The sequence below is a fragment of the Amycolatopsis balhimycina FH 1894 genome (genome assembly GCF_000384295.1).
In the GTDB taxonomy this organism is placed as follows: Bacteria; Actinomycetota; Actinomycetes; order Mycobacteriales; family Pseudonocardiaceae; genus Amycolatopsis; species Amycolatopsis balhimycina.
In genome coordinates, this window is the sequence record NZ_KB913037.1 from 5,986,082 (window position 1) to 6,002,778 (window position 16,697).

The following is a 16,697-nucleotide window of genomic DNA, read 5'->3' on the forward strand; positions in this document are numbered from 1 at the left end:
TGGTGTTTTGTCCGAGGGCACATCCACCGTAGCGCGTTCAGCCGAGATCACCTTCGAGGAAGTCCTCGATCCGGCGGTTGGCGGCATCGCGCGTCCCGTGCACGAACTTGGCGTAGACCTTGGTCAGCATGTCGACCGTGTGTCCGGCCCGGTTCGCGACGTCGGGGAGCGGCACCCCGGCAGCGATCCACGACGAGACGGCAGCGTGACGCAAGTCATACGGCCGTCCGGCGAGCATCGACGCGGCGAGGCGTGGAGGGAGCCCGAGCGCCCGCGCCAGCCGCCAGACGTCCGTGTACGACGCGTTGCTGATCGGCCCGCCGTCCAGGCCACGGAACAGCCGGCCATCCGTCGCCGTACCGACCTCATCGAGGTGGTCCAGCAGGATGCGGACGAGCAGCGGCGGAATCGGCACCGTCCGGACATGCTCCTCCGCCCGGTGCTTGAGCGAGCGAGCCTGGTAGGTCTGACCGTCGTCGCTGTACCGGGCCGCCGAACGCCCCAACGAGCCCGGCAGCACGAACGCGCCCCAACCCCGCCGGGGCAGCTCACAGTGCTGCTCCGCCAGGAACCGAGCCTCGCCTGGTCGGACGCCGCCGTAGTACATCGATGCGAAGAACGCCCGCCATGAGCGGTTCTGGCCCCGGGGACGGACGTACGTCACCGCCGCCAGCAACTCACGAGCTTGCAGCGGGTTGACGACCACCCCGGGGTCCACTGCCAGCTCGGTCCCGAACTTGTGCAGCTTCACGCCCGACAGTGGATTCTCGCCGAGGTACGACTTGTCGACCGCGAACCTCAGCGCTTGAACGACTGCCCCCTTCCTGGTGTCCACCGTGCTCGCAGCCGCCCTCTTGCCGTCGAGGTTGGTCCGCAGAGCCCGGCTCAGCTCGGTCACGCCCTCCGGATCGTTCAGCTCAGCCACCTGCCGAGAGTGCCGTTCAAGCCAGGCCGCCAACTCCCGGCCGTCCGCTTTCAGCTCCACACGAGCATCAGTGGGCGGAAGCGCGAACGTCGTCAGTACCCGCCGCACGACGGCAGGATCGGCGGCCGGCCGTTCGCTCAAGAAGCCCTGCACCGCCACAGCCAACCCGTCCACGAGTCGCCCGCGCGAGTTCGGCGACATGTCCGGCCAGGCGGACACCAAGAACTCCCTGGCGACGCGCAGCAGCGTCGGCGAACGCTCCTCCCGGTACATCGACTCCGGAAGCCCAGTCTCGATATCGAAGGCTTCGCCGCGATTCATCGCCTGTTGCAGCTTCAGCAGCTCGGCCTTCGCCAGCGCCTTCGTGGCAAACCACAGCGAGTGTTCCCGACCAGCCGTGACCCAGCGAACGCCGTACGGACGTCGCCGCTTCTTGCCGGTCTTCGGGTCCGGCGGCATGGTCTTGATCTCCCAGAGACGGACCTTGTGCGTCGGCTTCATGCCGCACGCTCCTGCCGCTCGACCAACCAGACGTGTAGGTCCGCGATCGGGAACCGGAGGTGCCCGTTGGGCAGCTTGATTGCCGGGGGAGCGGTGTTGATCTCCCGCCACTCGTACAGCGTGTCTCGGCTGATGCCCAAGAACTCGCACAGCTCCGGCGTGGTCAACAGCGCGCCCAGGTCGGACACGTTCGAGGCCTCGTTGTTCTTGCTGGTGTTCATGCTTTCTCCCCCGTGTCGATCAGGCTGCGAGCTGAGTTGCCGAAGTTTCCGGACCGTCCCCGGGTGGTCCGGCGGCGGCGAGTAGCGCCCGGTCGTACTCGGCTTTCCACGTGATCCGCTCCGCGATGGCGCGCATGACGAGGTGCGGCCGGGGCGGGACTTGCGGGTCTCCCGGCTCGACCTTCCGCCAGACCAGCCGGGCCGGGTCTGGTTGCGGTTTCTCGATCCCGATCGCCGCCAACGCCTGCTGAACGGACGCCTTCCGGTCGGCCTTGTGGTCGTCGAGGGTCTTGCCCGACCACTTGCGCGATACCAGCACCCGACGCCCCGGCAGCCCGAGCGTCGTCCGCCGATGCGCCCGTCCCTTGCAGTGCCCCGGCGTCGTCTTGCTGCTCGCACCCTTGGGCTGGACCCCGTAGATCAGCCAGACCGCACAGCGGGGCGAGCACGGGGTGACCGATAGTTCGGCGTGCAGCCGGTCGTGGTGATCGCGCAGCCGCGCCGTGTCCGCCTCGACGACCTCGCCGGTGGATTTGGTGAGGTACTTGGTGAGGTAGCCGATGTGGCGGCCGGCCTCCTCAGTGCCGCCGAGGATGCCCTTCGAGTGCACCTGCCGCCCGAACGTGACGACGTGCGCCGGGTCCTCCACCTGGTCCACCGCGTCGTCCCAGCCGGTCAGCGGCTCCCGGGTGTCCGGGTCCAGAAACGCCCGGGTATCCGGGTCCCAGACCGGCAGCCGCTCGGTGTAGACGATCTGGTCGTGCGACGGCCACCAGACCTGGTGATACGTCGCTTCGGTGACCTGCCGGATGACGTCGTGCGGGATGGCCCCGCGGATCGCCGCGTGCAGGTGCGGAGCGGTCCGCTTCTGGGGTTCGACGGTGGCGAAGTACTGCGCGTCCCAGCCCACGACCCGGCGCAGGTTCTGCCACCACCGGTCCACCAGCGCCGAGAAGTGCACCGCATCCCGAGCGGCCCGCCGGTAGTCGTACCGGGCCGGGTCGACCGGCGCGCCATCACGGACCGGGCCGTAGGTGTCGCAGGTCAGCGTGACGAACATCGACGGCCGGAACTTTCCCGCGTACTCCCGGCCCACGGTGGTTTTCGCGACCTTCTGCCGGGGCAGGTTCGGCGCGTCCTGCCGACGACGGGTCGAGCGCTTCACCGCCCGCTTGGTCGGGACGTCGAGGGCGGGCAGTCGGCCCCGCATGCCGAGTTGCCGAAGTTCCGCGTCGACCCCGGTGATCTCCTCCCGCAGTTCCTCCGCCTCCGCCTGGTCGTGCTCGACCACCTCCCGATACGCCGCCACCAGGTCCGCCCGGTAGGTCAACAGCTCTTTGTGGTCCTCCGACGGCGGCTCGGCGGCGAGGACTGGTTCTTCGGTCGTGTGCCAGCCCTCGCGGCACTGGGCCTGCCGGAGCGCCTTTGCCTTCCGCGCGCACGGCAGGCACACCGACTCCACCGTGGAGCCGCACGGGACCGGGACGTAGCGAAGCTCGCCGGTCTCGGTGTCGCCGACCTCCATCGTGAACGGGCGGACGCAGACGCCGTGCTTCTCCGCCGTCGCCCGGATCACGTCGGCGGCCAGCGGGGTCCGCATCCGTTCGGCCCGCGTCCCGGTGGCCGGCTGGATCTGTTCCTGGTCGGCCATCAGGCGGCCACCTCCCCGGAACGGGTCCATTGGCGAAGCTGGAACACAGGCATGTCCTGCCGCGCCCCGTCCGGCAGGTCCGGGAACACGTCGGCGTCGAAGTGGACGCTGCTGTAGACCTCGATCGGGACACCGCACGGCGTCCGGCCATTCACCGTCAGGTGCACCCGGTCGGCGCCGGGTACGCGCCAAAGCGAGGCCGTCACGTCGTCGAGGGTGTTCGCCCAGGCCAGCAGGCCCCCGGCCACCTCGGGCAGGCCGTCCACGTCCAGTTGCACCGCGACCGGGTACGAGCGGGTGCGGATGTTGACCGTGCAGACCGGCGGGAGCTGGTGCAGGTCGAGGTGGTCCCGGATGGCGTCGAGGTAGACCATCAGCGTGTTCACGCGGCCACTCCCTCGCTGCCGAGCGCGGGCCGAGCCCCACCGTTGGTGACGTAGTGCTCCAGCGCCTTCACGGTCTCGTCGGAGACCCATCCGGCGCGGATGCGCAGGGGTTCGCGGATGCCTTCGCCCCACACGAACCCGACCCCGGCCTCGGAGTCTCCGATGCGGTTGGCCCACGCGCCCCGCTCATAGGCGCCGTCGCCGAGGACCATGCCGACGTGGGTCTTGGAGGTGACCCGAAGGCAGACGCGGCGGGTGAACAGCTCGCGGACCGGGACGGTGTCCTTGGTCGGCTCCTGCACATAGCCGCGCACCGAGATGTTCAGCGCCCGGCCCTGGGTGTTCAGGAGAGCGACGCGTTCGACGATCTGTTCCCGGGTCTTGCGATCGGTGTACTTGGTCAGGGCCCCGATCTCGTCGAACTCCAGCAGCTCCAACGGGTACTCAGTCGACAGCGGGATGGTGCGGACCCGCCCGGCGAACTCCCGCTTCCGGGATTCCATCTCCTCCACCAGGCCATCCAGGAGCTCGACCGCGTCCTTGCCGGACACCGCGTAGCGGGTGAAGATGCCGCGACCGTAGGCGAGCTCCATTCCCTTGGGGTCGATCCCGGACATGCGCACCAGCCCGGACCGGATCGCCGGGGCCGCCGACACCAGCGGGCACCACATCACGCTGTTCTTCCCCGCACCCGACGCACCGGCGGTCAGGCAGTGCGCCCCGGACCCGAGCAACGGCACCCGCCAGTCGTGGCCGTACTCGGTGCGACCGGCCCACACGCGCCGGAGGTCGACTGTCGATTGCCCTTCGGGAAGGGCCGGGGCCTGCACGACGGCGGCCAGCTGGTCCCGGCGCTGAAAGTCGACCGACACCACATTCGGCTCCAACTCCCGCACCTGACACCGAGCGACCTTCCGCGCCGACGCCAACGCACGAGCCGCCTCGTCGAAGTCCTCCGGCTTCTGACCCGGCACGAGCCGAACCCTCACCTCATCCCAGGACGGGCCGGAGCGGGCGCCGAGGACCTTGGGCACCTGGACCCCGGACTGCCGAGCCGTCGCCCGCGAAGCCTTCCGCCGACCCACCAGGTTCACGGTCACCTCGACCGGGAGCGCGGCGTCCCGGACGCTGAGACCGCAGGCGTGCAGCCAGCCGGGCAGCTTGAGGTGATAGACCGCCCACCGCAACCACCACGACCGCAACGGCCGGCCACACCACTGATCGAACGAGGTCACGTCCAGCAGCCGCCACACACCCAGGATCAGCGCCAGGCCGCCGAGGTTGACCACGAGCCAAACCCAGCCGACCCACACGCACCACAGGTAGACCGCGATCACCGTCAACGAGGTCCGCCAGTGGATGACGACCTGGGAGAACAGCCAGAACACGACCTTGCACACCCACCACAAGGCCACGAACACGACCACCATCGCGGCCAGTGCCTCAGCCATCGACGCCAACGCGCGTCCGATCTTGGCCAGCACCCACACGCCGAGACCGAGGCCAGCCAGGGCGATCACGAGCATTCCGGGAGAGGTCATCGCCGACCACCACCCAGCACCGCCGAGAGATCCAGCGGCAACGCGCCCAAGCACGGGGCACACTTGGTCTCACCCGGCAGCAACCGAGCGAACTTCTTGCATTCCGCGCAGCGCATCCGGGTGACCCCGGTTGACTGGCGTCGGTTGTCATCATTTATCGTCTGCATTGTTCACTTCTCCAGTGGACAGGCGCAGAACCGGCGAAAAGGTTGGTAGCCACGAACCGGTTCTGCGCTCTAAAGGGGAAATCTGGGCATAAAAAGACGCGTTTATCCGCCACGCGTCCACGCATGCGAAATTGTCGACATTCGGTTAATTTGTCAGCAGGTGATCCCGCGAATCACACCTCCTGGTCAGCAAGGACGGGTGCCGCAGCGGGGCGGTAGTTCAGTACGGCGCGGACCACCACGGCGGCCGGAGGCACGCCCAGCGCGTCAGCGATGCGGACCGCCATCCCGATCGACGTCAACACTCGTTCCGAGCGCTCCAGCAAGTAGAGATGATCAAGCGATACGCCCGATCGCTGCGCCAAGTCGTTGCCCGACATGCCGTTGACGACACGGACCCAGCGAATCCAGCCGCCCACAAGCCGGGTATCCGGCATCGGCCGGGCCGTCCGCGACGTCCACTGAACCCGGTTTCTGTCAGTCATCGGAGCCACTCGAACCGCCCGCGTGGTCCTTTAGTGCCAACAGCGCCAACACCACGCGGTCCTCGCCCAGCGCGTCAGCCAAAGCCGCGATCACTTCCAAGGAACGCGCCCGGCGGGTCCCCACTTCGATCGCTTGCAGCGACGATTTGCTGATCTTCGAACGAGCCGCCAGTGCGGTCAAGCTCAGCGAATTCCGTTCCCGGGCAGCGCGGATATAGCGACCGAAGTCGACCTCCGGCAACGACGGAACCTGCGTCTCACGCGAACGTGGAGCCGGGACAATTCGCGGGTCCACCGGGTCGACCCCCTCCTTTCCGTAGTCCGATTTCCACTCCGGCTTTTTGGTCAGCTCCTCCACTTCCCGGCGCTCACGGTCGAACCAGTACAGCGCCTCGTGGTGGTGGCCCCGGTCGATATCGGCGACTGCCTGGTACATCCGCGCGTTCGCCCGCCGGAACGCCACCCACTCCGACACCGGCGCACCCTTGTCCGGCATCCGCGCGAACGAATCGTCGTGCGCCTCGCTCAGCGTCCGAGGCCACCGACCGTCAACCGGAGTCACCCGCCCGACCCCCATCACGTTCGGCCGGAGCCGCCGCGCGGGCCGCCAGCAGCGTCGCCAGTTCGTCGACCCCGTCGCGGAGCCGGTGCAGGAACGCCACGCACGCCGGCCACTCGTCCGGCTCCCCCGGCACCACCAGCGACACCACCGACGTCGCTCCGGTCACCACCAGCACCGGCGGACTGGCCGGACGCGGCCCGGTCTCCTCCACCGTCACCGAATCCCGGGACTCGACCATCCACGTCACGCCGAACCCGTCGACCCGAAGCCCCATCACCGTCAGCCTCACTCGCCCAATCCCGCGCCAACTCGGCGAACCCCTCGGCCGCCGACTCCAAAGCCGCCACGCACCACCACGGCAACCCCCGCGACCGAGCCAGCTCATGCCACGCCCGCGACACCCGCTCCGCCGCATTCGCCGTGTTCATCGAACTGCCCGGCGACAACACCCGCTTCCCGTGCTCCCACGCCGCCATGTAGTCGCGGTACGCCCGCTCCCACGCCCGGACCAGTTCACTGAACGCCGCAGCATCACGAACCGGCCCGGACGCGTTCACGCCGCTCACGCCGCCTTGGCCGCAGCATCACCCGACGTCGCCGAGCGCGCGGACTTCGACCCGGAACCGCTTCCGGCCGCCTTGAAGCCGGAGGCGCGGAAGACGTAGGACTGGTACTTGAACTCGCCCTGCCCGGCCACCTTCGGCTCCGCCGTCAGCCCCTCCAGCTCAACCGGTCGCATCCCCGGCAACGCTTCCGAAGTGGCCGGGACCGGCTGAACGTCAGCCAGAAGCGTGATCTCGAACGAAGCCCGCTTCGCCTTCGTCTCGTCCGGGTCGGTGACGGTGGCCTTCCACTGCCGCTTGCCGGTGACTTCGTCGACACGCTGTCGGACCGGGCGACCGGCTGCCCTGTCCTCCCGGGACTGGTATTCGTTGTCCGGTGCCACCTCGCCGACCAGTACCAAGCCCTGCGGGAACGCGTTGTCGAACTCGATCGGGAACCGGTGTCCCTTCATGATCGCCATGTCAGAGGCCCTTTCTCAGCCGTTCGCGGCCTTGTCGCCGCCGCCTTGGTATGCCAAGGTCTCTCTAGGTATACCAAGACTTGGCATGCCAAGTCAACTAAGGTGATCAAGCCCGAACAGGCAGGAGAGCGACCGTGCCCGAGCACATGTACGAACGCGTGGCAGATGTGCTGCGCGAGCGGATCGTCAGCGGCGATCTCGCCCCAGGCGATCGCCTGCCATCGCAGGAGGCGCTGAGTGAGCAGTTCGACGTGTCGCGCATCGTCGCCCGCGAAGCGCTGGACCTGCTGGAGAGCGAAGGGCTGATTGATCGTGTCCAGCGACTCGGCGCTTTCGTCCGCCGGTATCAGCCGCTCATCCGCAGGTCGGAGCAGCACTATCGCACCAACCCCGGCGCCCCGTTCGCCGAGGAGGCGCTAGCCGCCGAACGCATCCCGCGGTACGGCCACAACACGTACCCGGACCGCGCGAGCGCCGACATTGCTCACCGCCTGGAAATCCCCGTCGGCGCCGACGTCATGCGCACGGACTACACGTCGTACGCCAACGATGAGCCGATGATGCTCACGCACTCATACGAGCCACTGGAGATCACCAAGGGCACGGTGATCGAGCGTCCCGAGGAAGGCGTCATGATGACGGCCGGCCTGGTGGACCGCTTCACGGCTATCGACATGCGGCCGACGCGGGTCGTCGAGAGACTTCGTTCGCGGATGCCCCGCCCTTCGGAGACCGAGGCTCTGAACCTGCGCAAGGGGACGCCGGTCGTGATCATCGTGCGGACCACGTACTCGAACGAGACGCCCGTGGAAACCGCAGACATATTGCTGGATGCACATAGGTTCGAGCTTGAATACGTGCTCCGCGTAGACCCATTGCAATAGGAGCATGGAAATACGAAAAAGCGCCCGCCGCGTTGGTTCGCGACGGGCGCTTGTCGTATGCCTAGCAGTTGATCAGTTCGGGCTTCTGGTTGAGGATCTGCGCGCGGGGCGAGACGAACTCCTCGTACTCCTTGACCGCCGACGGGGCGAACAGGCCCGTCTTGCAGCAGTTCTGGAAGGCCAGCCGGACGCCGTACTTCCGCTCGACGGCCCCGCGCATCGAGTCGCTGGCAGCGAAGCGCAGCAGTTCACCCCATGCCTGGTCATCCGGCGGCACGGAGCCGTCCTCGGCGACCGTCGCCCCGCTCTCGTACTGCTTGACCAGTCGCTCGACCACCGACCAGGCGTAGGGAAGCGAGTTCTGAACGCAGGCCAGGAATTCGTCATCGGTCATCGCGCCCGCCTGCGCCTTCCTGACCAATTCTTCCGGGACCGTCAACGACATCGCGGCACTTCCTCTCAGGTTCGACACTGCCGCCGTCTATCTAACGCTTGCAGTGGACCTGACCGCGACGCCCGAAGGTGTGATAATTCAGCACTCCGCGTAGTCGTCGGCGTCGCCGAATCATTAGCAATCTTGCATGACCAGCTCTCGCCGAGTCGCCCGAGCAACTTGCAGACCTAATTTCAGATAGAATTGATCCTATTCAAGACCCCATCCACTGAACTCGTCACCTTGCACTTCCACTACAGGGTCACCGATATGCACGTAGGAGTCCTCAGGCTTCAGTTCTTGTTTGTAAGTAGCCTCCTCGGTGCGCAGTGTCTCAGTGGATTTGACGGGCTCGGCAAACAGTTGGCCGGCGGACAGCGCCTTTCCGGCCCACAAAGCCCCGCCGGACGTTGTGAATGTTCGGAAAGTGCTTGCAACCGACAGCTTTTCCATTACGCTGACAACCTTTACGAAGACCTTGGGTATATCGACGAAACCAAGCACCTCGCCTGTGTCTGGGTCTGGAATCTGTCCACCCTGAGAGTTGAGGATTGCAAACCTCATGCCAACGTCAACGCCGGCGTCCGAACCTCGATTGATAACAAGTTGCCTGGAGTTTAATATCTGTGCTACTTTCCCGCGAATTTTTTCGGACCTCACGATCGCGGTTTCCGAAACCTTGACCCAGTCCTCACCTGTTACCTCTACAGTAGAGTCGGGCTCGTTTTCCTTGTCGCTCATCTACTTACCGTCCTCAAATACCTCTGGTGCAACGTCTCGCCACGATTCGACTGCGTCCACCAGGTCGTTTTCAATGTTGCTCGCCTGAACGCTAAGTTGACCGAACATAAAGCGTGCAGCTGAGTTCTTTGGAGATGCCGAGATTCCATCATCCGCAATTATCCGAATTGTGGACGCGGTTGCTCGGATGTTGATAGCACTCCTGACCATGCTTCGAACGTGGTTTCTGTCAAGTCTTCCGGCGTGGCCCCCCACTGCGACGCTCAGGACCTGAAAGAGCCCACTGCAGACCGTTAAAGACAACACGGGGAGTAGGTCCAATGGAGAGCCCTTTGACCCTATGATTGCAATGACGATCGTTAGAGATAGTCCTGCTGCCAGCAAGAGCCAACTGGCCACCCGCAGCCAGCGATTAGCCGACTTGGCAGTCTGTTTCAAGGTTGGGATAGGTATCTGTTCTGGAGGCAGCATCACAGCCTCTGTTGAGTCTCCAGGGCTGGGGCTCTCGGCTAGCTGTCTATCAATCATGTAGCCATCAGCCTCCCTCGTCGTCACGTGTTGTTGCCGAACTTAGCTCTATGGGATCAAGGCGCCGCCGTCGGCGGCGCACCTCGGGGCCGCACGGCGGCCCCGCCCGAGTGCGGCACGGACGGCCTGCCGCTCCGCTCCGGCCGCCGGCCGCCGGGCGGGCCGCCGGAGGTCACCTTGCGTGCAGCGCCGCCGACGGCGCCGATCCTGAGCAAGAACGCGACACCCGGTGCATCACGCGCGGAGTTTGGCCCTGCCCAACGCGGATGCCGTCGGGTGCCGCGTCCTGCACTCTACGGCCGCACCGCAGAGTTCCCGCAAGATCGGTAACCGGTTCGGGCGTAGTGGCCGGATGACGAAGGGGGAGTTTGGTCCGAGCGGTGGCGAGTCGACGGAGGCCGCTCCCTCGCAGGCGATCGTTTAACACCGGCCCGCCGCCATCAAGGGCGCCTCCGGCGTCGCTGCGCGATGGACGCAAGCGCCCACCCTTGACACCGGCGACCCGGTGCTAACTGCGGCACGGGCGAGGAAGACGGGGGCGGACAGCCTCCGCGTCACGGATGCGAACCCGGAGAGGTGTCGACCATGAAGCAGCCGAGTCGACGACTCAGTCCCAACCAGGTCGCCCTGTGGTCCCGCTTCGAGCTGATGGACTGGCAGGCGCGGGGGAGTGGGAAGGCAACACGCGCGTGCACAGGCGCGGGCATACTGGGGGTGTCCAGCTCAGCCGGATCGAGGGCCTCGCGGAACCATCACGGAACAAAGAGGCCGGTCAGGCACCATCCGGCGGTTCTGTCCCACGTCAGGACCACCCTCCTTGCGAAGCTGGCACTCACGTGGCTAGAGTGCTAATCGCACGGCCCGACAGCCCCGGCACCCGCGACGGCGGGGGTGGTAGAGCCGTAACCACATCCTGCCAACGCTTTCGACGACCGTGGAGGTCAACCCGGTGAGCGTGAACATCAAGCCGCTCGAGGACAAGATCGTTGTCCAGACGAGCGAGGCCGAGGAGACGACCGCTTCCGGCCTCGTCATCCCCGACACCGCCAAGGAGAAGCCCCAGGAGGGCAAGGTTCTGGCCGTGGGCCCGGGCCGGATCGACGACAAGGGCAACCGCGTCCCGCTGGACGTGAGCGTCGGCGACGTCGTCATCTACTCCAAGTACGGCGGCACCGAGGTCAAGTACAACGGTGAGGACTACCTCATCCTGTCCGCCCGCGACGTGCTGGCCGTCATCAACTGACGTCCGCTCGCAGCGCATGACGCCCCGGGCCCCGCACAAGCCGGGGGACGGGGCGTTCTTGCGTTCCAGACCCACCGGAAGGTAAGCGGAAACCGCTATGCCCAAGCAGATCAAATTCGACGAGGACGCTCGTCGCGCACTCGAGCGCGGGGTGAACAAGCTCGCCGACGCGGTCAAGGTCACCCTCGGCCCGCGGGGTCGCCACGTCGTGCTCGACAAGAAGTTCGGCGGGCCGACCATCACCCTCGACGGCGTGACCGTCGCCCGTGAGATCGAGCTCGACGACCCGTTCGAGAACCTCGGCGCGCAGCTCGCCAAGAGCGTCGCCACCAAGACCAACGACGTCGCCGGTGACGGCACCACGACCGCGACCGTGCTGGCGCAGTCGCTGGTGAAGGTCGGCCTGCGCAACGTCGCGGCCGGCGCCAACCCGTCCTCGATCGGCCGCGGCATCGAGGCCGCCGCGGAGAAGGTCATCGAGGTCCTCAAGGCCAAGGCCACCCCGGTCAAGGGCCGCGAGAACATCGCCCAGGTCGGCACCGTGACCTCGCGTGACGCGAACATCGGCGCCCTGCTCGGCGAAGCCGTCGAGAAGGTCGGCGAAGACGGCGTCATCACCATCGAGGAGTCGTCGACCCTGGCGACCGAGCTGGTGATCACCGAGGGCGTCCAGTTCGACAAGGGCTTCCTCTCGGCGCACTTCGCGACCAACCCGGAGGAGCAGAAGGCGATCCTCGAGGACGCCTACATCCTGCTCGTCCGCGAGAAGATTTCGTCGCTGGCGGACCTGCTGCCGGTGCTCGAGAAGGTCGTCGAGGCCAAGAAGCCGCTGCTGATCATCGCCGAGGACGTCGACGGCGAAGCGCTGTCCACCCTCGTGGTGAACTCGCTGCGCAAGACGATCACCGCGGTCGCCGTCAAGGCGCCGTTCTTCGGTGACCGTCGCAAGGCGTTCCTGGACGACCTCGCGGTCGTCACCGGTGCCGAGGTGATCTCCACGGAGATCGGCATGAAGCTGGCCGACGCGAACCTCGGCTCGCTCGGCAGTGCGCGGCGGATCGTCGTCACCAAGGACGACACCACCATCGTCGACGGTGCCGGCACCAAGGACGCCACCCAGGCGCGGATCGCGCAGATCCGCAAGGAGATCGAGAGCACCGACTCCGACTGGGACCGCGAGAAGCTGCAGGAACGGCTCGCGAAGCTGGGCGGCGGTGTCGCGGTGATCAAGGTCGGCGCGGCCACCGAGACCGAGCTGAACGAGCGCAAGCACCGCATCGAGGACGCCGTGGCCGCGACCAAGGCGGCCGTCGAGGAGGGCATCCTGCCCGGCGGCGGTTCGGCTCTGGTCCACGCGGTCAAGGAGCTCGAGGGCTTCCTCGGCCTCGAGGGCGACGAGGCGACCGGCGTCAAGATCGTGCGTGACGCGCTGTCCGCCCCGCTGTTCTGGATCGCGACCAACGCGGGCCACGAGGGCGCGGTCATCGTCAACAAGGTGCGGGAGCAGAGCTGGGGGCAGGGCTTCAACGCCGCCACCGGCGAGCTGACCGACCTGCTGGCCGCCGGCATCGTCGACCCGGTCAAGGTGACCCGGTCCGCGGTGGCGAACGCCGCCTCGATCGCGCGTCTCGTGCTGACGACGGAGTCGTCGGTCGTCGAGAAGCCGGCCGAGGAGGAGCCCGCCGCGGCGGGCCACGGCCACTCGCACTGACGTAACGCAAGCGAACCGGGCGGTACTCCTGCGGGGGTGCCGCCCGGTTCTTTTCGCCCGCCCCGAACTTCGTGAAGGCCACCTTCAGGAACTTCAACTTCCTCAAGGTGGCCTTCACGAACTTCGGCGGAACCGACCCCGGACGGCACGAAGGGCGGCACCCCACCCGGTGCCGCCCTCCGATGTCTGTGGGGCGCTCAGCCGCCGGACATGCTGAGCGCGCGTTTGTCGGACTTGATGAGGTGCTCCCGCTCGGACTCCGAGAGCCCACCCCAAATGCCGTAGGGCTCGTGCACCGCCAGCGCGTGGCTGCGGCACATCTCCAAGACCGGGCAGCTCAGGCAGACCGCCTTCGCCCTGGCCTCTCGCCGCGCCCGCGCCGGGCCGCGCTCGCCGTCCGGGTGAAAGAAGGACGCGCTGTCCATCCCCCGGCACGACCCTTCGAGCTGCCAGTCCCACATGTCGGCGTTGGGTCCTGGGAGCCTGCGCGTGTCTGCCATCCTGACCGCCTCCGTCAATCGGTCGATGCCGCTAGCTGCTCTGCTGTGGTGCCGATACTCCATTCGGTGCAACGGGCGTAACGTTAGAAGCGCGCCAATAGTTGTTCAAGTGATTCGGGTCGATTCAGCCGTTAGGCATCCCCCGGATGTGTGAGCAGGGGTTTCGCCTCCGGTTGCCGACTGCGCTGGGTGCCTGGATATTGAGGCTCGTGGGAGCTGGGTCGGGTACCGAAGAACCCACCCTGCCGGTGGCCTCGGTCGCCCGCCGGCTCGGGGTCGCACCGTCCACCCTCCGAACTTGGGACCGCCGCTACGGGCTCGGCCCCAGCCGGCACACCGACGGCCGTCACCGCCGCTACGGCAGCTCGGACATCGGCAGGCTCGAACTGATGCAGCGCGCGTTGCTGAGCGGCGCGTCGACGGCGGAGGCCGCGCGCTACGCCCTCGAGCAGATGCCACGCTCCGGACCACCTCAGCCGGAGGAGCGGGCGGAACCGCGCGAAGCCGGCGCGGTCGACGACGGTCACGAGGTCCGCTCACGCCTGGCCCGCCGGTTGAGCACCGCCGCGCTGGCGATGGACGTCGGCGCGGTGCAGCGCATGCTGGCGGACACGATCGCCGAACTCGGCGTGCTCCCCGCGTGGACGGGCGTGATCGAGCCGGTGCTGTCGGCACTCGGGGCCCGCTGGCGCGGCGCGAGCGCGGGCGCCGAGGTCGAGTACCTGCTGGCGGAGTGCGTGTTCGCGGCGCTGGTGCGGGCGACCCCGGTGCTCGACGAGCCCCGCAACACCCGCCCGGTGCTGCTCGGCTGCGTCCCGGAGGAGCGCGACACGATGCCGATGTACGCGCTGGCCGCGTCCCTGGCCGGACGGCGGGTCGGCGCGCAGCTGTTCGGCGTGCCGCTGCCGGCGGAGGTACTGGCGGTCGCGGTCCGCCGCAGCGCGCCGGCCGCGGTGGTGCTGTGGGCGCACCGGCGCGGGGTGGCGGACACGCGGCTGTTCGCGCGGGTCTCGCGGGGACGGCAGCGCAGCCGGCTGTTCGCGTGCGGGCCGGGCTGGGACCCGGCGGGGCTGCCGGACAAGGTGGAGCTGCTGACGGACCTGCCGAGCGCGGCGGACCGCATCGAGCACGTCCTGGTCGGCGGCCGCCGGTAGCCGCCGCCGAACGTCCTGAATGACTCATTCAGGACGTCGGAGGTCCGGAATGAGTCATTCAGGACACCGGAGGCCCAGGGGCGGGTGGGGCCCGTCCAGCTCGCGCGCGTGGCGGAGCACACCGGTCTCGATCATGTTTTTGTCGGTCCCAGCCGCTAGAAAGGACGGGTGCACGAACCCGCCCTGAGGGCCGCCGCGTTCGGGAGCGATCCGCTGCCCGATCCCGCCGCCCTGCGCGGCGACGGCAGCCCGCGGGAACGGCTGCTCGCCGCCGTCGTGCTCGGGGCGCAGGGCCGGTACGCGGCCGCTGCGGCCCTCCTGGACGCCCTCCGCGGCGGCGGCGAGCCCCTGGTGGCCTCCCTTGCCGCCAGCGCGCTCGCGTCGCACCGGCGGCAGCTGGGCGGGCACCGGCGGGCCCGCTCCCTCGACGGCGAGGCCTTCGCCAAAGCCGCCGCCCTCGAGAGCTATCCCGATCCGGACGGCCTCGACGCGGCGGGCGCGCGTGCCGACGCCCTCCTCGGGCTGGCCGCCGACAACCTCGCCCTCGGCCGGCTCGCCGCCGCGCGAAGGCTGGCCGGCCGGGCCGCCGAGCAGGACGCCGGCTGGCGGGCGCGGGTCCGCGGCGGCTGGGTCGGCGCCGAAATCGAGCTCTCCGCAGGTCAGGGTGCCGCCGCCGTGCCGCACGCCGAGCGCGCATTCGAAACCGCGCGAGAGCGCGGTGCGCGGCGGCACGCCGTGAAATCCGGGATTGTGCTGGCCGTGGCCCTGCGAGCGGCCGGCCGTCCCGATCACCGGGAGATTTCGGACGACCTTGTCGGAAATGCAATGGCGACCGCCGAGGAATGCGAACTGCTTTCACTTTTGTGGCCGGCGACCCTCGTCGCGGCCGACCTGCGCCCAGGACACGCCGAGGAGTATCGATTCAGAACGACAGAGGTGTTGCACGCAGTGTTACGGAGCGCAGATCCTTGCGGGAGGAGGATCGCGGGGGAATCGCCATGGGTGCCCGCCCCGGGTGGTTGAGCCGTCGGAATGGGGTGTTCCGGCATCCGGGCTAAGAAACTTCAAAAAAAGCCACCGGATCGTGTCAAGGTTCGGGCTAAAGCGTCCGATAGGGGAAGAGGAATGTCACCCGGCTGCAGGAAGGAAACCCCGTGACGACGGTCTTGATCTGCGACGACCGACGCAGTGTCCGTGAAGGGCTCACCCGAGTGATGTCCGCGGTCCCTGGGGTCAGTCGCATCGACTGCGTAGCGCACGGTGACGAGCTGCTGGCCCGGTACTCCCGTCAGCCCGTCGACGTCGTGCTGGTCGGGACGCAGCGCGCGGTCCCGACGGGTGTCGAAGCCACCCGGCGGCTCGTCTCGGCCAACCCCCAGGCGAACGTCATCGTCTTCGGCGCCCCGGACGACGCGGGCAGCATCGCCGCCGCGATCGCCGGCGGTGCCCGCGGCTACCTCCGCTGGGACGCGTCCCGGCCGGAGCTGGTCGCCGCGCTGGCCCACACCCTCGCGAGCACCTCGGTGCCCGCGCCCCGTCAGCCGTCCGACCCGGGCGTCCAGCTGACCGAGCGCGAGCTTCAGGTGCTCCGCGGGATGAGCCAGGGCAAGAGCAACGGCCAGATCGGCCGCGAGCTCTACCTGTCCGAGGACACGGTCAAGACCCACGCGCGGCGGCTGTTCCGCAAGCTCGGCGTGCGCGACCGCGCGCAGGCCGTGGCTCACGGCTTCCGCCGCGGCCTGGTCAGCTGACTCCTCGCGCGGCACTCTCCTCGATCCTGACACGGCCGGAACACAGGTGACGACGGGCCAGGGCGCACCGCCCTGGCCCGTACCTGCGTGGTCCCCATCACACTCCGGCGCCCGATGTGGCAGCCTCCGTGGCGGTCTTCCGCCTCGCCACCCGTCTCTCCGACGGATCTCGTACCCGTGGTCCCCGCTCGCTCGTTGAATCGGTGACGTCGGCCGCGGGTCTGCAGGAAAATCCGTATTTCCGCGGCTCCGGCGGCCGCGGCGCGCCCGGGCACACCGCGCGCGTCGG

The 16,697-nt window shown here is 68.1% G+C and carries 18 protein-coding genes; 6 read left to right on the plus strand and 12 right to left on the minus strand.

Translation table 11 applies throughout. From position 1 onward, the window contains the following. Positions 1 to 37: 37 nt before the first annotated feature. From A3CE_RS0127275 to A3CE_RS0127315, 9 genes are all read right to left on the minus strand, one after another. Positions 38 to 1,384, minus strand: a complete 1,347-nt coding sequence (locus tag A3CE_RS0127275) for a tyrosine-type recombinase/integrase (protein ID WP_245589597.1) — start codon at positions 1,382 to 1,384, stop codon at positions 38 to 40. 38 nt (positions 1,385 to 1,422) lie between these two features. Beyond that, a complete protein-coding gene (locus A3CE_RS0127280; RefSeq protein ID WP_020643271.1) occupies positions 1,423 to 1,647 on the minus strand; it encodes a helix-turn-helix transcriptional regulator in 225 nt (74 codons plus the stop codon). Between the two features lie 19 nt (positions 1,648 to 1,666). Further along, entirely contained in the window at positions 1,667 to 3,298 is a 1,632-nt protein-coding gene (locus tag A3CE_RS0127285) for a replication initiator (RefSeq protein ID WP_051183936.1), read from the minus strand. Continuing rightward, positions 3,298 to 3,684 (minus strand): hypothetical protein, encoded by a 387-nt coding sequence (locus A3CE_RS0127290; protein ID WP_020643273.1) that lies wholly within the window; start codon positions 3,682 to 3,684, stop codon positions 3,298 to 3,300. Before A3CE_RS0127290 ends, A3CE_RS0127285 begins: the two co-directional genes overlap by 1 nt. Next, on the minus strand, positions 3,681 to 5,225 hold the full coding sequence (locus A3CE_RS0127295) for an FtsK/SpoIIIE domain-containing protein (RefSeq protein WP_026468907.1): 1,545 nt from the start codon (positions 5,223 to 5,225) through the stop codon (positions 3,681 to 3,683). The genes A3CE_RS0127290 and A3CE_RS0127295 overlap by 4 nt, the downstream gene beginning before the upstream one ends. A 340-nt stretch (positions 5,226 to 5,565) precedes the next feature. Next, complete coding sequence (locus A3CE_RS0127300) at positions 5,566 to 5,877, minus strand: helix-turn-helix domain-containing protein (protein WP_084641808.1); 312 nt, start codon at positions 5,875 to 5,877, stop codon at positions 5,566 to 5,568. Further along, on the minus strand, positions 5,870 to 6,454 hold the full coding sequence (locus A3CE_RS59625; RefSeq protein ID WP_020643276.1) for a helix-turn-helix domain-containing protein: 585 nt from the start codon (positions 6,452 to 6,454) through the stop codon (positions 5,870 to 5,872). Before A3CE_RS59625 ends, A3CE_RS0127300 begins: the two co-directional genes overlap by 8 nt. Next, positions 6,426 to 6,713 (minus strand): hypothetical protein, encoded by a 288-nt coding sequence (locus A3CE_RS0127310; protein ID WP_026468908.1) that lies wholly within the window; start codon positions 6,711 to 6,713, stop codon positions 6,426 to 6,428. Before A3CE_RS0127310 ends, A3CE_RS59625 begins: the two co-directional genes overlap by 29 nt. A 288-nt stretch (positions 6,714 to 7,001) precedes the next feature. Beyond that, entirely contained in the window at positions 7,002 to 7,463 is a 462-nt protein-coding gene (locus A3CE_RS0127315; RefSeq protein ID WP_020643278.1) for a hypothetical protein, read from the minus strand. A gap of 134 nt (positions 7,464 to 7,597) precedes the next feature. On the opposite strand from A3CE_RS0127315, the gene A3CE_RS0127320 reads away from it, so the two are divergent. Beyond that, on the plus strand, positions 7,598 to 8,347 hold the full coding sequence (locus A3CE_RS0127320; protein WP_020643279.1) for a GntR family transcriptional regulator: 750 nt from the start codon (positions 7,598 to 7,600) through the stop codon (positions 8,345 to 8,347). 61 nt (positions 8,348 to 8,408) lie between these two features. On the opposite strand, the gene A3CE_RS0127325 is transcribed toward A3CE_RS0127320, so the two are convergent. Both A3CE_RS0127325 and A3CE_RS56745 read right to left on the minus strand, forming a co-directional pair. Next, positions 8,409 to 8,792 carry an SCO5389 family protein gene (locus tag A3CE_RS0127325; RefSeq protein ID WP_020643280.1) on the minus strand — a complete coding sequence of 128 codons (384 nt, stop codon included), beginning with the start codon at positions 8,790 to 8,792 and terminating at the stop codon, positions 8,409 to 8,411. Positions 8,793 to 8,990: 198 nt separating this feature from the next. Then, complete coding sequence (locus A3CE_RS56745; RefSeq protein ID WP_125591374.1) at positions 8,991 to 9,521, minus strand: hypothetical protein; 531 nt, start codon at positions 9,519 to 9,521, stop codon at positions 8,991 to 8,993. A gap of 1,477 nt (positions 9,522 to 10,998) precedes the next feature. Between A3CE_RS56745 and groES the strand changes: the two genes are divergently transcribed. Further along, positions 10,999 to 11,292: a co-chaperone GroES gene (groES, locus tag A3CE_RS0127330; protein ID WP_007031106.1), complete on the plus strand. Its 294-nt coding sequence runs from the start codon at positions 10,999 to 11,001 to the stop codon at positions 11,290 to 11,292. 97 nt (positions 11,293 to 11,389) lie between these two features. Beyond that, entirely contained in the window at positions 11,390 to 13,003 is a 1,614-nt protein-coding gene (gene groL / locus A3CE_RS0127335; RefSeq protein ID WP_020643281.1) for a chaperonin GroEL, read from the plus strand. A 197-nt stretch (positions 13,004 to 13,200) separates the two neighbouring features. On the opposite strand, the gene A3CE_RS0127340 is transcribed toward groL, so the two are convergent. Beyond that, positions 13,201 to 13,503: a WhiB family transcriptional regulator gene (locus A3CE_RS0127340; RefSeq protein ID WP_043792619.1), complete on the minus strand. Its 303-nt coding sequence runs from the start codon at positions 13,501 to 13,503 to the stop codon at positions 13,201 to 13,203. A gap of 209 nt (positions 13,504 to 13,712) precedes the next feature. Between A3CE_RS0127340 and A3CE_RS0127345 the strand changes: the two genes are divergently transcribed. From A3CE_RS0127345 to A3CE_RS0127355, 3 genes are all read left to right on the plus strand, one after another. Beyond that, entirely contained in the window at positions 13,713 to 14,657 is a 945-nt protein-coding gene (locus A3CE_RS0127345; protein WP_026468910.1) for a MerR family transcriptional regulator, read from the plus strand. Positions 14,658 to 14,825: 168 nt separating this feature from the next. Then, positions 14,826 to 15,680, plus strand: a complete 855-nt coding sequence (locus A3CE_RS51725) for a hypothetical protein (RefSeq protein ID WP_043791092.1) — start codon at positions 14,826 to 14,828, stop codon at positions 15,678 to 15,680. A 131-nt stretch (positions 15,681 to 15,811) separates the two neighbouring features. Next, a complete protein-coding gene (locus A3CE_RS0127355; RefSeq protein WP_003073605.1) occupies positions 15,812 to 16,408 on the plus strand; it encodes a response regulator transcription factor in 597 nt (198 codons plus the stop codon). Positions 16,409 to 16,697: the final 289 nt, after the last annotated feature.

What these genes read in the sequence shown, in the direction of transcription:
- A3CE_RS59625 (WP_020643276.1), bottom strand. Translation starts at nt 6,454, where the DNA reads ATGGGGGTCGGGCGGGTGACTCCGGTTGACGGTCGGTGGCCTCGGACG.
- groL (WP_020643281.1), top strand. Translation starts at nt 11,390, where the DNA reads ATGCCCAAGCAGATCAAATTCGACGAGGACGCTCGTCGCGCACTCGAG.
- A3CE_RS56745 (WP_125591374.1), bottom strand. Translation starts at nt 9,521, where the DNA reads ATGAGCGACAAGGAAAACGAGCCCGACTCTACTGTAGAGGTAACAGGT.
- A3CE_RS0127310 (WP_026468908.1), bottom strand. Translation starts at nt 6,713, where the DNA reads ATGGGGCTTCGGGTCGACGGGTTCGGCGTGACGTGGATGGTCGAGTCC.
- A3CE_RS0127300 (WP_084641808.1), bottom strand. Translation starts at nt 5,877, where the DNA reads ATGACTGACAGAAACCGGGTTCAGTGGACGTCGCGGACGGCCCGGCCG.
- A3CE_RS0127325 (WP_020643280.1), bottom strand. Translation starts at nt 8,792, where the DNA reads ATGTCGTTGACGGTCCCGGAAGAATTGGTCAGGAAGGCGCAGGCGGGC.
- A3CE_RS0127340 (WP_043792619.1), bottom strand. Translation starts at nt 13,503, where the DNA reads ATGGCAGACACGCGCAGGCTCCCAGGACCCAACGCCGACATGTGGGAC.
- A3CE_RS0127285 (WP_051183936.1), bottom strand. Translation starts at nt 3,298, where the DNA reads ATGGCCGACCAGGAACAGATCCAGCCGGCCACCGGGACGCGGGCCGAA.
- A3CE_RS0127275 (WP_245589597.1), bottom strand. Translation starts at nt 1,384, where the DNA reads ATGCCGCCGGACCCGAAGACCGGCAAGAAGCGGCGACGTCCGTACGGC.
- A3CE_RS0127315 (WP_020643278.1), bottom strand. Translation starts at nt 7,463, where the DNA reads ATGGCGATCATGAAGGGACACCGGTTCCCGATCGAGTTCGACAACGCG.
- A3CE_RS0127295 (WP_026468907.1), bottom strand. Translation starts at nt 5,225, where the DNA reads ATGACCTCTCCCGGAATGCTCGTGATCGCCCTGGCTGGCCTCGGTCTC.
- A3CE_RS0127280 (WP_020643271.1), bottom strand. Translation starts at nt 1,647, where the DNA reads ATGAACACCAGCAAGAACAACGAGGCCTCGAACGTGTCCGACCTGGGC.